The organism is Proteus sp. TSJ240517, assembly GCF_047921575.1.
In the GTDB taxonomy this organism is placed as follows: Bacteria; Pseudomonadota; Gammaproteobacteria; order Enterobacterales; family Enterobacteriaceae; genus Proteus.
On record NZ_JBLRMH010000007.1, the window covers coordinates 55,593 to 69,823 of the forward strand.

The 14,231-nt window shown below is 37.0% G+C and carries 11 protein-coding genes and 1 tRNA gene; 4 read left to right on the top strand and 8 right to left on the bottom strand.

The features are described 5' to 3' along the window. Positions 1–137 precede the first annotated feature (137 nt). Both dppA and ACNARN_RS12580 read right to left on the bottom strand, forming a co-directional pair. Positions 138–1,745 (bottom strand): dipeptide ABC transporter periplasmic-binding protein DppA, encoded by a 1,608-nt coding sequence (dppA, locus tag ACNARN_RS12575; RefSeq protein ID WP_100159698.1) that lies wholly within the window; start codon positions 1,743–1,745, stop codon positions 138–140. An 862-nt stretch (positions 1,746–2,607) separates the two neighbouring features. Further along, positions 2,608–2,684: transfer RNA gene (locus tag ACNARN_RS12580), tRNA-Pro, on the bottom strand. A gap of 299 nt (positions 2,685–2,983) precedes the next feature. On the opposite strand from ACNARN_RS12580, the gene ACNARN_RS12585 reads away from it, so the two are divergent. Beyond that, positions 2,984–3,289 (top strand): DUF5339 family protein, encoded by a 306-nt coding sequence (locus ACNARN_RS12585; RefSeq protein ID WP_198620060.1) that lies wholly within the window; start codon positions 2,984–2,986, stop codon positions 3,287–3,289. A 62-nt stretch (positions 3,290–3,351) separates the two neighbouring features. Here the strand turns inward: ACNARN_RS12585 and ACNARN_RS12590 are convergent, their stop codons facing one another. Then, positions 3,352–3,675 carry a YceK/YidQ family lipoprotein gene (locus ACNARN_RS12590; RefSeq protein WP_198630380.1) on the bottom strand — a complete coding sequence of 108 codons (324 nt, stop codon included), beginning with the start codon at positions 3,673–3,675 and terminating at the stop codon, positions 3,352–3,354. 402 nt (positions 3,676–4,077) lie between these two features. Here ACNARN_RS12590 and ACNARN_RS12595 point away from each other — a divergent pair, with 402 nt between their 5' ends. After that, entirely contained in the window at positions 4,078–5,736 is a 1,659-nt protein-coding gene (locus ACNARN_RS12595) for a putative transporter (protein ID WP_416304522.1), read from the top strand. Positions 5,737–6,001: 265 nt separating this feature from the next. On the opposite strand, the gene ACNARN_RS12600 is transcribed toward ACNARN_RS12595, so the two are convergent. Together ACNARN_RS12600 and ACNARN_RS12605 are read right to left on the bottom strand one after the other, a co-directional pair. Continuing rightward, positions 6,002–7,261, bottom strand: coding sequence for a valine--pyruvate transaminase (locus ACNARN_RS12600; protein WP_198630379.1), 1,260 nt, complete (start codon positions 7,259–7,261; stop codon positions 6,002–6,004). A gap of 170 nt (positions 7,262–7,431) precedes the next feature. Next, the gene (locus ACNARN_RS12605) at positions 7,432–8,016 is read right to left on the bottom strand and encodes a DNA-3-methyladenine glycosylase I (RefSeq protein WP_198620064.1); all 585 of its coding nucleotides are present in this window, start codon (positions 8,014–8,016) and stop codon (positions 7,432–7,434) included. Positions 8,017–8,254: 238 nt separating this feature from the next. Here ACNARN_RS12605 and glyQ point away from each other — a divergent pair, with 238 nt between their 5' ends. After that, on the top strand, positions 8,255–9,160 hold the full coding sequence (gene glyQ, locus ACNARN_RS12610) for a glycine--tRNA ligase subunit alpha (protein WP_004246832.1): 906 nt from the start codon (positions 8,255–8,257) through the stop codon (positions 9,158–9,160). Positions 9,161–9,169: 9 nt separating this feature from the next. Beyond that, a complete protein-coding gene (glyS, locus tag ACNARN_RS12615) occupies positions 9,170–11,242 on the top strand; it encodes a glycine--tRNA ligase subunit beta (protein WP_416304523.1) in 2,073 nt (690 codons plus the stop codon). A gap of 56 nt (positions 11,243–11,298) precedes the next feature. On the opposite strand, the gene ACNARN_RS12620 is transcribed toward glyS, so the two are convergent. The 3 genes from ACNARN_RS12620 to ACNARN_RS12630 form a co-directional block, all read right to left on the bottom strand. Next, entirely contained in the window at positions 11,299–11,739 is a 441-nt protein-coding gene (locus ACNARN_RS12620; protein WP_198620068.1) for a hypothetical protein, read from the bottom strand. Beyond that, positions 11,729–12,616, bottom strand: a complete 888-nt coding sequence (locus tag ACNARN_RS12625) for an endonuclease/exonuclease/phosphatase family protein (protein WP_198620069.1) — start codon at positions 12,614–12,616, stop codon at positions 11,729–11,731. The genes ACNARN_RS12620 and ACNARN_RS12625 overlap by 11 nt, the downstream gene beginning before the upstream one ends. 216 nt (positions 12,617–12,832) lie before the next feature. After that, positions 12,833–14,119: a DUF3748 domain-containing protein gene (locus tag ACNARN_RS12630; protein WP_416304524.1), complete on the bottom strand. Its 1,287-nt coding sequence runs from the start codon at positions 14,117–14,119 to the stop codon at positions 12,833–12,835. Positions 14,120–14,231: the final 112 nt, after the last annotated feature.

Here is a 14,231-nt window from a genome sequence, read left to right on the forward strand (position 1 = left end):
AAAAGATAGCGCTGATAAATCAGGGGAAAGTCCCCTGCGCCCACAGTGTACTGAATGTATTCGTTATTATTGAATAGCGGTGCCTTTCATAAAGAAAGACACCGTACTTAAGACAACCCAACGATTAGGTATTGCTATTATTTAAGAGAGACATTCTCGAAGTGATGTTTACCTAATGGGTCAACCACGTAGTTTTCTACTTTTTTACTCACAGGCTCATAAACAGTCGAGTGAGCAATAATCAGAGCAGGCGCTTGATCATGCATAACAACTTGAGCTTGTTTGTAGAGTTCAACACGTTTTTCGTGATCGGCGGCTACTCGTGCAGGCTGGATCAGATCTTCAAATGGCTTATAGCACCATTTTGAATAGTTCGATCCTTGCTCTTTTGCTGCACAACTAAATAGCGTAGCGAAGAAGTTATCAGGGTCCCCGTTATCACCAGTCCAACCCATCATGACTGCTTGGTGTTCGCCAGATTTAGCGCGCTTGAGATATTCGCCCCACTCGTAACTTACAATTTTGGTTTTAACGCCAATTTTTTCCCAATCCGCTTGTACCATTTCAGCCATACGGCGGGCATTTGGGTTATAAGGACGCTGTACTGGCATTGCCCATAAATCGATAGTAAAACCATCTGCAAGACCAGCTTCTTTTAGCAATGCTTTCGCTTTTTCAGGGTTATATTCGTAATCAACGATGTCATCGTTATAACCCCACATTGTAGGAGGGATGAGGTTTTTCGCCTTCTGACCTGCACCTTGATAAACCGCTTCAATAATGGCGTCTTTATTCACCGCCATACTTAATGCTTGGCGAACTTTTTGGTTATCCAATGGTTTTTTCTCAACGTTAAAAGAGATATAACCCACGTTTAAGCCTGGTTGTTCTAATAGATTGATATCGCTATTTTGTTTCATCTTCGCAATATCAGCAGGATTTGGGAAAGGCATTGCCTGACACTCACCTTTTTGCAGTTTTGCATATCGTACAGAGGCATCAGGTGTGATAGAGAAGACTAAACGGTCAATATCTGGTTTTTTACCCCAATATTGGTCATTGGCTTTATAAAGAATACGAGAATCTTTTTGATATTGCTGTAATTGAAAAGGCCCTGTACCGATAGGATCTAGATCCACTTTCTCAGGTGTACCTGCTTTCATCATATTATCCGCATATTCAGCAGATAATATGGATGCAAAGTCCATTGCCATATCAGCAATAAAAGGTGCTTCTGAACGAGTTAAAACAAAACGAACGGTATGATCATCAACTTTCTCGATTTTCTCGATCATGTTGTTCATATCCATGCCGGAGAAGTATTCATAACTTCCGCCAGAGACTTTATGGTAAGGATGTTTTGGATCCATTTGACGCATAAACGTGTACATCACGTCATCCGCATTAAATTCACGCGTTGGCTTAAAGGTTTTACTACTATGCCAATTCACGCCTTTACGTAAATGAAAGGTATACACTTTGCCATCATCGCTTACATCCCAGCTTTCAGCTAAGCCCGGAATAATTTCTGTTGTACCCAGTTTAAATTCAACTAAACGGTCATAGATAGGTACTGAACTTGCGTCATAGGTTGTTCCAGAGGTAAATAACTGAGGGTTAAATCCTTCAGGCGAACCTTCAGAGCAATACACCAATGTTTTGGCCTGCACACCCGCAGAAACAGCTAATGCGAGCAATCCAATTGTAGCGGTCAAAATTCCTGTCTGTTTTTTGGAGCTTTTCATCATTACTCTCCGAAATTGTTCTGTTGTGTTTTGGTTTCCTGTTTAAAAACGGAATACCTTTTTATTTTGTCATTGTTCAATTAACCAACTGTATTCCCTTACGTCAATAAGGTGTTAGAAGGTAAAAAGAACCTGTTATAAACACAAATGAAACAAATATCGAACAAACTCAGAATAAAAAAATAAGTCTCTGACTAATATCTAGTCAATAAAACCACACATTAAGAAATCCTTAAGTGAAATGACTATTTTAAAAAAAGCCATAATTTGTGATTAACCGCTTAAATATTGAACGAATATTTTGAAATGAAACAAAGAACTTGGTGCTTTATTCTGTTATGGAAGAAAAATAATCACCTTGCTAGACGATCCTGATTTTAGTTTTAATCAGGCAAATAGAGTGAAAAGTATCAATTTTTGGCTCTTAACAAACCACTTAACTAGATAAGCCGATTAGATTCAGTCTGTTATTAATGATTTTCATGCTTTTATAGTGAAAAATTTATGTTCGTTCAACATTCTCAGACGTTCCATCCTCAATAAAAAGAGAGTTAAACGAAAAACTGAGAGGTTTCTTTAGATTATTAATAGGGCTTTTATAAAATCATTTAAGGATAAAACAACTTTATTGAGCTGGATAAATCCAAAGCTATTTCTAGCCAATATTTCTCTTAATTTGGAAAATATTTCCACGGTTCTCTGCTTCTGAGCAGAATGCGTGTTTGGAATGCAAGATAGAGATGAGATAGAAGTGAGATGATCGAGAGAAAACACCATTTATGGCGAAATCAAAAATAAGAGCAAGGTATTTTGGTAAGACTAAAACGACAAAACCCCGCTTTAAAAGCGGGGTTTCTTAATATGGTCGGCGAGAGAGGATTCGAACCTCCGACCCACTGGTCCCAAACCAGTTGCGCTACCAGGCTGCGCTACTCGCCGAAAACGAGGTGCATCTTACTGCCAGAAACCCACTCCGTCAATACTTTTTTAGTATCTCCTGACTGTTCGTATGGTTTTCAACCAAAACGGTTGATTTTTAACTTTTTTATCATAAAAACGAGGTGAGTTTTAGCTTTATTGTAACAAGCTCACCTTTCTTTCCTCGTTTTACTATGGCTTTCTTTACGTTGTCCATAAAACATGAAAAAAAATAACAAATTTATTCTTAATTATTGTCGTCTAATTAGTGTGCTTTTTATATAATTACCTTATGTCAAATAAGGTAGGTAGTTTAGAGAATGAAACAATGTTGGTGGGGTGTCGCACTACTTTTATTGTCAACCACACTTCCAGCTCAAGCATCTACAGCTCATGCTTGCCGAGTGTACTTTAAAGAAGCGGATAAATTTATTCAGTACATTTCTCAAAGAGAAGATCTAAAACATAATATACCGGAGATTAAGGCTAACTTCGAGCAAAGCAAAAAGCAGATAATGACAGCGCCTTTGGCAAACCAAAAAGTAATATGTGACAAGGAAATGCAAGAGCTTAATAGTTTGAATAAGATGTTTGGCCCTAAAGAAGAAACAGTGCTAAATAAATAATTAAATAAACAGATAATGACTAAATATAACTACTTATTTATTATTTAGTCATTAACTTGATATTAATTCTTATTTTCATGACTATTATTCACAGTTGTGCTTTCCAATCTTTTTATGCGCTCTTTAGGTGAATTATCACTTTTATCATCACCCTGAGTATAATAATCATAAGGTAATAATAAAGTATCTAATACGGCACTAAAAGGGAGATCGAGAATAACCAATGGTTTCATTGCCCATCCAGTTTCATCATCTTTTAGCATTGTCATGTTATTTTTTGTCCCTGAATAAAGTTCTTTATTCGGGCCTGCATGAGTCATAACACTTGAGCAACCTGTCAGTAATGTCGTCAAAAATGTGACTAATGTTAAATTTTTACTTGTCATTCTGAATATCATAGGGCACCTATAAAACGAGATCTGTAGTCAACGCTTTTTATCATATAGTTAAACCTGTTTTCTCTTATAGGACAAGAGAAAGATGATATAAAAAAGCTTAATTTTTCAGTCATTAAATAAATAATTCTAGTATAAGAAAGTTTCACTTTATCCAATAAAAAAAAGCATAATAATATTATTAATTATTATGTTTCGATGATATTAAAATTCAACCTTCATTATTTTAAATAAATACTTTCACTCTATATTTATCTTTCTTGTTTTTTTGATCTCTATATATGTTGAATCTGTGCGATAAGACACAGCGACTTTCATCGTTTTTTGCCAAAATAGGTTTATCGTTTTAGCTCAAATTTTCTCATTTTTGTTTTTGGGTACAGGATCTTTTTTATGAGTGATATTGCATTAACAATGGTGATGTTGTCATTAGCAGGCGCTCTAGGTCTTTGGATTGGCAATATCAAAATTTATCGGGTCAGCCTAGGGATAGGTGGTGTTCTTTTCGGTGGAATTATTATTGGCCACTTTGCTCAACACTATAACTTATCTCTTAATGCACAGACCCTTCATTTTATTCAAGAATTTGGGCTTATTCTTTTCGTTTATACTATTGGTATCCAAGTCGGCCCTGGTTTTTTTTCCTCACTACGTGTTTCGGGCTTAAAACTAAACGCCTTTGCCATATTAATTATTCTTCTTGGCTCAATCATAACCGCGTCTATTTATCGTCTATTTGAGGTTCCTTTGCCTATCATTTTGGGTATTTTCTCGGGCGCTGTTACCAACACCCCTTCTTTAGGTGCAGGACAACAAATACTGACAGATCTACATGTTGACCCAACATCTGTGGGGCAAATGGGGATGGGCTATGCCATGGCTTATCCTATGGGGATCTGTGGCATTCTGCTAGTAATGTGGCTTATTCGTGTGTTCTTTAAAATCAACATTGATGAAGAAGCAAAAGCTTTTAGCAACCAACAACACAGCACTAAAGATGCACTACATACCATTAATATTGCGATTAAAAACCCCAATTTAGATGGCTTATTAATGCAAGATATTCCTCTGCTCAATGAAGACGCCATCGTCTGCTCCCGTTTAAAGCGTGGAGATAATATTATGGTACCTATGCCATCAACGATTATTCAGTTGGGAGATTTACTGCATATTGTGGGTTCAAAAGAAGATCTCAATAAAGTACGCCTAGTACTTGGTGAAGAGGTCGACGCTTCACTTTCAACATCAACAAATTTACTGCAATCAGTGCGGGTCGTTGTAACGAATGATTCTGTACTCAGTAAGCGTTTAAAAGATCTGGATCTGAAAAGAAAATACGATGTTGTAGTGACTCGATTGAACCGCGCAGGTATCGAACTTATTCCAAGCAATAATAGTATGTTGCAATTCGGGGATATTCTTAATGTCGTTGGACGTCCTGAATCTATTGAAGCTATTACAATCCTGTTAGGTAACGCTCGTCAGAAATTAGAACAAGTTCAAATGCTCCCTGTCTTTATTGGTATCGGCTTAGGGGTTTTACTTGGCTCTATTCCTATTTTTATTCCCGGCATTCCTGTGGCACTTAAACTGGGATTAGCCGGTGGTCCCCTTGTTGTTGCCTTAATTTTAGGGCGTATTGGTACATTTGGTAAGCTCTATTGGTTTATGCCTCCAAGTGCAAACTTGGCATTGCGAGAACTGGGTATTGTCATGTTTCTTGCGGTGGTAGGGCTAAACTCTGGCGGTGAATTTGTTGAAACGTTAATTAATGGTCAAGGCTTGAGTTGGATTGGCTACGGTATTTTGATTACGTTATTACCGTTATTAATTGTTGGTGTGCTCGCCAGAGTCTTCTTTAAGCTTAATTATTTAAGTCTCTGCGGAATGTTAGCAGGCTCAATGACCGATCCCCCTGCATTAGCCTTCGCAAACTCAATTCATAGCTCAAGTGGAGCTGCCGCGCTTTCCTATGCCACAGTTTACCCTTTAGCCATGTTTTTACGCATCATAACACCACAATTGATGGCACTTATCATATGGACTTTGTAGTAAAAATAATAAATATATTAAATAGTTGAGCCAAGTTTGTTATCAAAATCCACATTTAGCTTAGCAGAGGGATAATTAAGGCAATGAATGGCTCTTATTTAAGCCATAGATTTTATAAATATCTGTTTTAATAGTTCTCGTGCTAAGAAATTTAGATTGAGACGGATTGCTAAATTTTTAGTAATCAATTTCTTTCCGTCAAACTTATGCTCAAAAGTCCTCGTTATTGTCTTTGCCCCTTCTTCTCGCTGAAGGGGCATTTTTATTAGATATTCACTGGCTGATAGATATTCTCGATTTCTTCAGCCAGAATTTTTATTCCTTCCTCAATCAATTCAGGCTCAGGTACGTAATTCATTCGCATACATTGATGAGCGTGATCCCATGAATCTTCTAATCCTGGAAAGAAGTAATGTCCCGGCACCATTAATACGCCACGTTTTTTCAAACGACGATAAAGCTCTTCACAAGAAACAGGTAAGTCTTTAAACCAAAGCCATAAAAAGATTGCACCTTCAGGCTTATGAATAAGACAACGTTCTTCAGGTAAATAGCGGCGAATAATATGAATAGTTTCAAGTACTCGTTGATGATAGAAAGGCCCTATCACGTCTTGGGATAACCGCATTAAATCATCGCGTTTTAGCATTTCTAATGCCATTGCAGGCCCAATTCCACCGGGTGCGAGGCTAATAATGCCGTTAACATTTGTAATGGCTGAAATCAGCTCTTCACTGGCAATAATAATGCCACAACGCGCTCCTGGTAAGCCTAACTTAGATAGACTCATACAAAGGATAGTGTTGTCATTCCAACGAGGTGTTGCTTGAGTAAAAATAATACCTGGAAAAGGAACACCATAAGCATTATCTATAATCAGAGGGATATTGTGCCGTTTAGCTAAAGCCTCTAGCTTTTCAACTTCGTCATCTGTAATAACATTACCCGTTGGGTTTGTTGGTCTCGAAACACAAATAGCCGCAATATCATCACTGATTTCAAGATGAGCAAAATCAACATGATATTTAAATTGCCCATTCGGCAACATTTCTATTGTTGGCTTATTCGCAACAAACAGATCTTCTTCTAATCCAGAATCAGTATAACCAATGTATTCAGGGGCGATTGGGAAAAGAATTTTACGTTTTTTCCCATCCTTGGTTGTGCCACCTAATAAATTAAACAGATAGAAAAAAGCACTTTGGCTGCCATTAGTTAGTGCAATATTTTTCGCCGAAATATTCCAGCCTAGCTTCTCTTTTAAACATGCCGCCAGCGCTTGTAACATGGCATCTTTACCTTGCGGGCCATCATAGTTACAAACCGCATCACTTAATGAGCCATTTTCTGTCATCTCTTTAAGTAATTGACGAAAATAATTATCCATTTCAGGAATATGAGCAGGATTTCCCCCCCCGAGCATCACTGCGCCAGGTGTGCGAATACCTTCATTTAAGTCTTGCATCAAGCGAGCAATGCCTGAATGCTGGGCAAACTTTTGCCCAAATTGTGATAGTTGAGTCATCTTTGCAGGTATCTTCTATGTTGTTTTCTCGTTAAGAAACACCATACCGCGAGCTTTAATCTGCATCAATAGTTATAATCAAAATCATAAAACAACAATATTAATACAGATGAAAATATTGAAATATAAATCCAATTACATCTCAAATTAAAGATAACTCAACTCATATTTTACTTTTTATTGGTGTTTTTATTCTCTTCTTGGCGACAAAAACAAGAGAGAATATGGTCATTTACCATACCAACGGCTTGCATAAAAGCGTAGCAAGTTGTTGTGCCAACAAATTTGAAGCCTTTTTTCTTTAAGGCTTTAGCCATTTTATCTGAGATGTCAGTTGATGCGGGTACCTGAGAAATATCGTTCCACTGATTAATAATGGGTTTATTATCAATAAATTGCCAAATAAACTGACTAAAGTCTTCACCTTGTTCTTCCATTGCCATAAAAATACGTGCGTTGTTAATAATGGCGTTAATTTTTCCTTGATGACGAATAATTGCGGGATTTTGTAATAAGGTCTCAACATCCTTATCTGTCATTTTGGCAATTTTTTCAGGCGAAAAATCAAAAAAACAACGACGAAAACCTTCTCTTTTCTTAAGCACGGTATACCAAGATAGCCCTGCTTGTTGACCTTCAAGGCAGATCATTTCAAAAAGCTTGTACTTATCTCGTTCAGGTTTACCCCATTCTTCGTCATGATATGCCAAATATTCAGGATCACTGGTTACCCAATCGCAACGCCGCTTATTCATTTTTTCATTCCTTGTTACCAATAACTTTTAATAGTACCATTTTATATACTGTATAAATATACATGTAAATAGGTGAAAAAAAATTCAATCTAATTCTTTGAGCATAGTCATAAACTCAATTAAGGGATTATTTTTTTGATCGAGGGAAAATTGCCCGCATTCCTTGCTGTATATCTTTCGTCTAGAAGGTATACTGAAACCTTTCTTTTTATTCTATGTATCGCCATGCGGATATAACATGCAAAAGTTTGATACCAAAACCTTTCAAGGTCTTATCCTGACACTGCAGGATTACTGGGCTCGCCAGGGCTGTACCATTGTCCAACCATTAGATATGGAAGTGGGCGCAGGCACATCGCACCCAATGACTTGTTTACGAGCATTAGGTCCAGAGCCTATCGCTGCGGCTTATGTACAGCCTTCTCGTCGTCCAACAGATGGACGTTACGGTGAAAACCCTAACCGCTTACAGCACTATTACCAATTCCAAGTTATCATTAAGCCATCACCTGATAATATTCAGGAACTTTATCTTGGCTCATTAAGAGAATTAGGTTTAGACCCAACAATTCATGATATTCGTTTTGTTGAAGATAACTGGGAAAACCCAACTTTAGGTGCTTGGGGCTTAGGCTGGGAAGTTTGGCTCAACGGCATGGAAGTGACGCAGTTTACCTATTTCCAACAAGTTGGTGGATTAGAGTGCAAACCTGTTACGGGTGAAATCACTTACGGTTTAGAACGTCTTGCCATGTATATTCAAGGTGTTGATAGCGTTTATGACTTAGTTTGGTGTGATGGCCCATTAGGTAAAACCACCTATGGTGATATCTATCATCAAAACGAAGTTGAGCAATCAACCTATAACTTTGAATACGCAGACGTAGACTTCCTGTTCTCTTGCTTTGAGCAATATGAAAAAGAAGCTCGTGAGTTGTTAGAGTTAGAAAAACCTCTGCCTTTACCTGCCTATGAACGTATTTTAAAAGCAGGACACACCTTTAACCTATTGGATGCACGTAAAGCTATCTCTGTGACAGAGCGCCAGCGTTATATTTTACGTATCCGTACTTTAACCAAGGCAGTTGCTGAAGCATATTATGCTTCTCGTGAAGCGCTTGGTTTCCCTATGTGTAAAAAGTAAGAGGCTATCATGACAACTGAGACTTTCCTCGTGGAAATCGGCACAGAAGAATTACCGCCGAAAGCGCTTCGTTCTTTAGCCGAATCTTTTGCTGCTAATTTTACTGCTGAACTGGATAACGCAAATATCACTCATGGTGATGTATCTTGGTTTGCAGCTCCTCGCCGTTTAGCCATTAAAGTGGCCAATATAGCAAAATCACAAGCAGATAGAACCATTGAAAAACGTGGTCCTGCGATTGCTCAAGCATTTGATGCTGATGGTAAACCAACAAAAGCAGCTGAAGGTTGGGCAAGAGGTAATGGCATTACTGTTGATCAAGCAGAGCGCTTATCAACAGATAAAGGCGAATGGTTATTTTATCGTGCAGAAGTAAAAGGTGAAGCGGTTAACCAATTACTGATTGGCATGGTAAGCAATGCATTATCAAAATTACCAATTCCAAAATTAATGCGCTGGGGCGATAAAGAAACTCACTTTGTACGCCCTGTTCATACTGTCACCTTATTATTAGGTGATACTGTTATTGATGGTGAAATTTTAGGTATCCAAAGCGATCGCGTTATTCGTGGTCACCGCTTTATGGGTGAAGCTGAATTCACTATTGATAATGCGGATCAATATCCTGAAATTCTGTATGAGCGCGGAAAAGTGATTGCTGATTACGAAACGCGTAAATCAATTATTCTTCATGATGCTCGCCTTGCGGCTGAAAAACTTGGCGGTATTGCAGATTTAAGCGATAGCTTAGTCGAAGAAGTCACTTCATTGGTTGAATGGCCGGTTGTGTTAACAGCAAAATTTGAGGAAAAATTCCTTGAAGTTCCTGCTGAAGCACTGGTTTATACCATGAAAGGTGACCAAAAATACTTCCCTGTTTATGACAAACAAGGTGGATTATTACCAAACTTTATTTTCGTCACTAATATTGAATCTTCTGATCCACAGCAGATCATTAGCGGTAACGAAAAAGTGGTACGTCCTCGCTTAGCTGATGCCGAGTTCTTCTTTAAAACTGACCGTAAACAACGTTTAGAAGATAACTTACCACGCCTTGAAACCGTATTATTCCAAAAAGATTTAGGCACACTGCGTGATAAAACTGACCGTATTCAAGCATTAGCTGGCTTTATTGCGGGCAAAATGGGTGCTGATGTTAATAAAGCAACCCGTGCAGGTTTACTGTCAAAATGTGACTTAATGACCAATATGGTGTTCGAATTCACAGATACCCAAGGTGTTATGGGTATGCATTATGCGCGTCATGATGGTGAAGCCGAAGAAGTCGCAGTTGCATTGAAAGAACAATATCAGCCTCGTTTCGCGGGTGATGAATTACCTTCTAATCCTGTTGCTAGCGCCCTCGCTATTGCAGAGAAGATGGATACACTTGCGGGTATTTTCGGTATTGGTCAACATCCTAAAGGGGATAAAGACCCATTTGCTCTACGTCGTGCATCACTGGGTGTTTTACGTATTATCGTTGAGCAAGATTTACCGTTAGATATTGAAGAGCTGACTCAAGAAGCGGTTCGCCTTTACGGTGACAAACTGACTAATAAAAATGTGGTCAGTGATGTGGTCGAATTTATGTTAGGTCGTTTCCGTTCTTGGTATCAAGAACTGGGTTACAGCATTGACACTATTCAAGCTGTATTGGCACGTCGTCCAACACAGCCAGCTGACTTCAATGCTCGCGTTAAAGCAGTAACTTATTTCCGCACATTAGAGGAAGCCTCTGCATTAGCAGAAGCCAATAAACGGGTTTCCAATATCTTAGCTAAATCAGCTGATGTAAAACTAAATGACACCGTTTTAGCTTCCGTCTTAAAAGCACCAGAAGAAGTTCAATTAGCGGCTAATCTTTCTGTATTACAAGATAAATTGGCACCTTTATTTGCAGAACGCCAATATCAAGAAGCATTAGTTGAACTGGCCTCATTACGTGATGTGGTCAATAACTTCTTTGATAAAGTCATGGTAATGGATGAAGACGAGGCTGTTCGTATCAACCGTTTAACCATGTTAAGTCAATTGCGTGAACTGTTCTTAAAAGTCGCAGATATTTCTGTTTTACAATAAGTTGTAAAGCTCAGAAAGTGTAAACCGGCATTGTGAAAACAATGCCGGTTTTTTTATCAAATATCATTATTTTTACTTGAGTTATCTTTGAGCGGATGATGAACAAGCTCCATAATTCTTATCGATTCTCTATCAATGATATTCACAATAATATGTAATAAATCATCGATATCTTCCGCATGAAAAGATTCCATTTCAGTTTCTATTTCAATAGGAAAACCATTAATTTTACTAAAACTATAACCAAATAGTATAAATCCAGACTCATCACTTACATTTACTTTATCGATATAAATAAGCCTTTCACTATTAATAAATTTAGGGCAATAATGATGATTATCTTTAAATAATATTTTAATTTTATTATTAGTGATCATTTCTAGTTTTTCGATAACTATGCTTATTTTATTTTCTATTTGTTTTTTTATATCAATGATAGATGATGCTCTATCCAATGAAGCCTTTATCTTTTCAAAAAAATTATTTTCATCGTTCATGTGAAATCCTACAAAATATTGGATAATGATCAAACTTTTTAAAGAAAATATCATCAAGGCAGTGATTGTCATCATTGAGTATCCGATAAAAATCAATCTGCTCGAGATCTAACTTAAAACAATCTTCTTTTCCATATAAAAATGATGAAGAGAAGATCATTTGATCAAAAACATACCATCGACTCATTGAAGCTGAATTATAATAATACGTACCTAAATTATTTGTTTTCTTATCAGACAAAAGATACCAAAATGGATTAAATAATAACTCTCTTTTCTTTTTTATTATGTGGTAATCTCTCGTTGCATATAATGTATTAATCATCGAATCAGAATAAGGCTCTGTATTATAATCTCCCATACAAATAATTTGAGCATCTTTTCCTTGGTTTTCAAATAGCTTATCAATACTATTCCTCAACTCTTGGGCGGCTATACGCCTGATTTTATCATCAGCACTAAGTACTGATGGCCAGTGAGATAAAAAGAATGTGATTATTTTTTGATTTTCAATCTCTTTAAATACAACACTTACACCTACTCTTATTGTTCTATTATCAGGTTGAAGCTTAGTTAAAAATTTACTTGAGATAAACTCTAATTTACTCATCTTATACATTATAGATATATCAATAAATATACGCCCTATTCTTCCTGATAAATCAATGTATTCCATATTTAATTCACAAGCTAATTGTTTAAAATCTAGGTTTTCTTTTTTAGAAATCTCACAAAGTGCAACTATATCCAGTGCTCTTTTTTTTATCATTTTTCCAAGGTATTGTTTTGCTAATCCAATATCTTCTATATTTATTTTCTTACTTGATCTTATTGGTGGAGATAATCCCATATTCCACCAGCATAAATTCAATTCCATTTTATATATCATTCCATTAATAATAAATTACTTTTAAATATTACTAGTTATTATCTCACTAAAGTTTATTAACTTAGCACAACAAATAAAAATAGGAAAAACAATAAAATAAATCAAAACAAATAAATATTTTAATTCATGTTTAAATTATTAGTTTTTTATTAAATACGAAGGTATCTTATTATTTAAGATACCTTCTCAATATATTGTAAAGTTTTACAACCCAGTCTCTACTGTAAATATCTGACGATAACCATCAACATCACGCATAAATGCAATATATTGGTCATTTGGAGAGAATACGACAGCATCACTACTCGGTGCTTGTGCTGTTTTTTCTGTTAATCGAGTTAACTCACCCGTTTTCGCATTACATAGCATCACGCGATTATCACAAATAAAAGTGAGATATTGTCCGTTACTATTCCACGTAAAGGCAGACTGAATATCCCATGGTTGTGAGGTGATTTGTTTCACTTCCTTGGTACTTGGCGAAACAGTATATAACTGCACAATACCGTTATCATCTTTCATTAAAAAAGCAATCGCATCGCCTTGCGGCGAGCTTCTTAACCAGTGACGAGGCTGATTTAAAACACCTGCATATTTTCTATTTGCGGTATTTGTTAGGCGAACTTGGTAAATATCTTTAGCCACTGCTGGCATTGTTGTGTCGGTTCCTGCTAGTGGTTTATCACCTTCAATACTAAAAGCATGATTATCATCGGGTAAATCCACTAAGAAAATATCAGAAACTTTATCACCATTTTCACTCACGGTATCGCCGATAAATGCAATAGCCCAACGTTGTTGTGAACCATCCGCTTTTGTATAACCTTGAGTACCAATCCAACACTCTTCATAAGCTTTATTAATTTCGTCGCTTCCCTTTTGTGGATGCGCCACGGTTTGGCTTATCACTGTACAGAAGTATTCACCATCATATTCACGAGGGTGTTTCTTAATGACGTTAACCGCTTTGAGAGGCACAGCGACAGCTACATTACGTTGATCATATTCACTACCAAGTTCATGCATAATATGATCATTGTAAGTAAAACTTAAACGAGTGCCATCAGGGCTAAAAACATGAACATGCGTACCGCCACGCAATGCACCCGCTTGATAAGGTGAAGTCAATGAACACGCATCAATATTAAATGCACGATTATTTTCTGACTCATCAACAATCACACCACGACGATGATGGAAGTCATAATGCCATTCATTATCTGGATTTTCTGGCCCATGAATAAAGGCATAACGTACGGGCTCTGTTGGGCTTACTGTCGCAACCCCTGCATGTGCCCCTTGTGTTGCTGTGTAAATGATCTGTTGCTGTTTTGTTTTCGCATGAATTTTTTCTATGGTTAGACCTGTAAAAGATCCCCCATTGGGACGTACATCATAGACTAACCACTGGCTATCTGGCGTCCAAACATTTATATTAGTTAGCTGATGGTGACGGCTATCAAACGTAATCTGGTGTTCCTGAAAAGACATATTTATCCTTATCGGGAAATAAATTTCCACATTATAAAAACTAATTAATTTTACCTGGCACTAAAAAAATTCAGTCGAGACTTTTTCGCAAGGTAATTATTCTATCCTCACT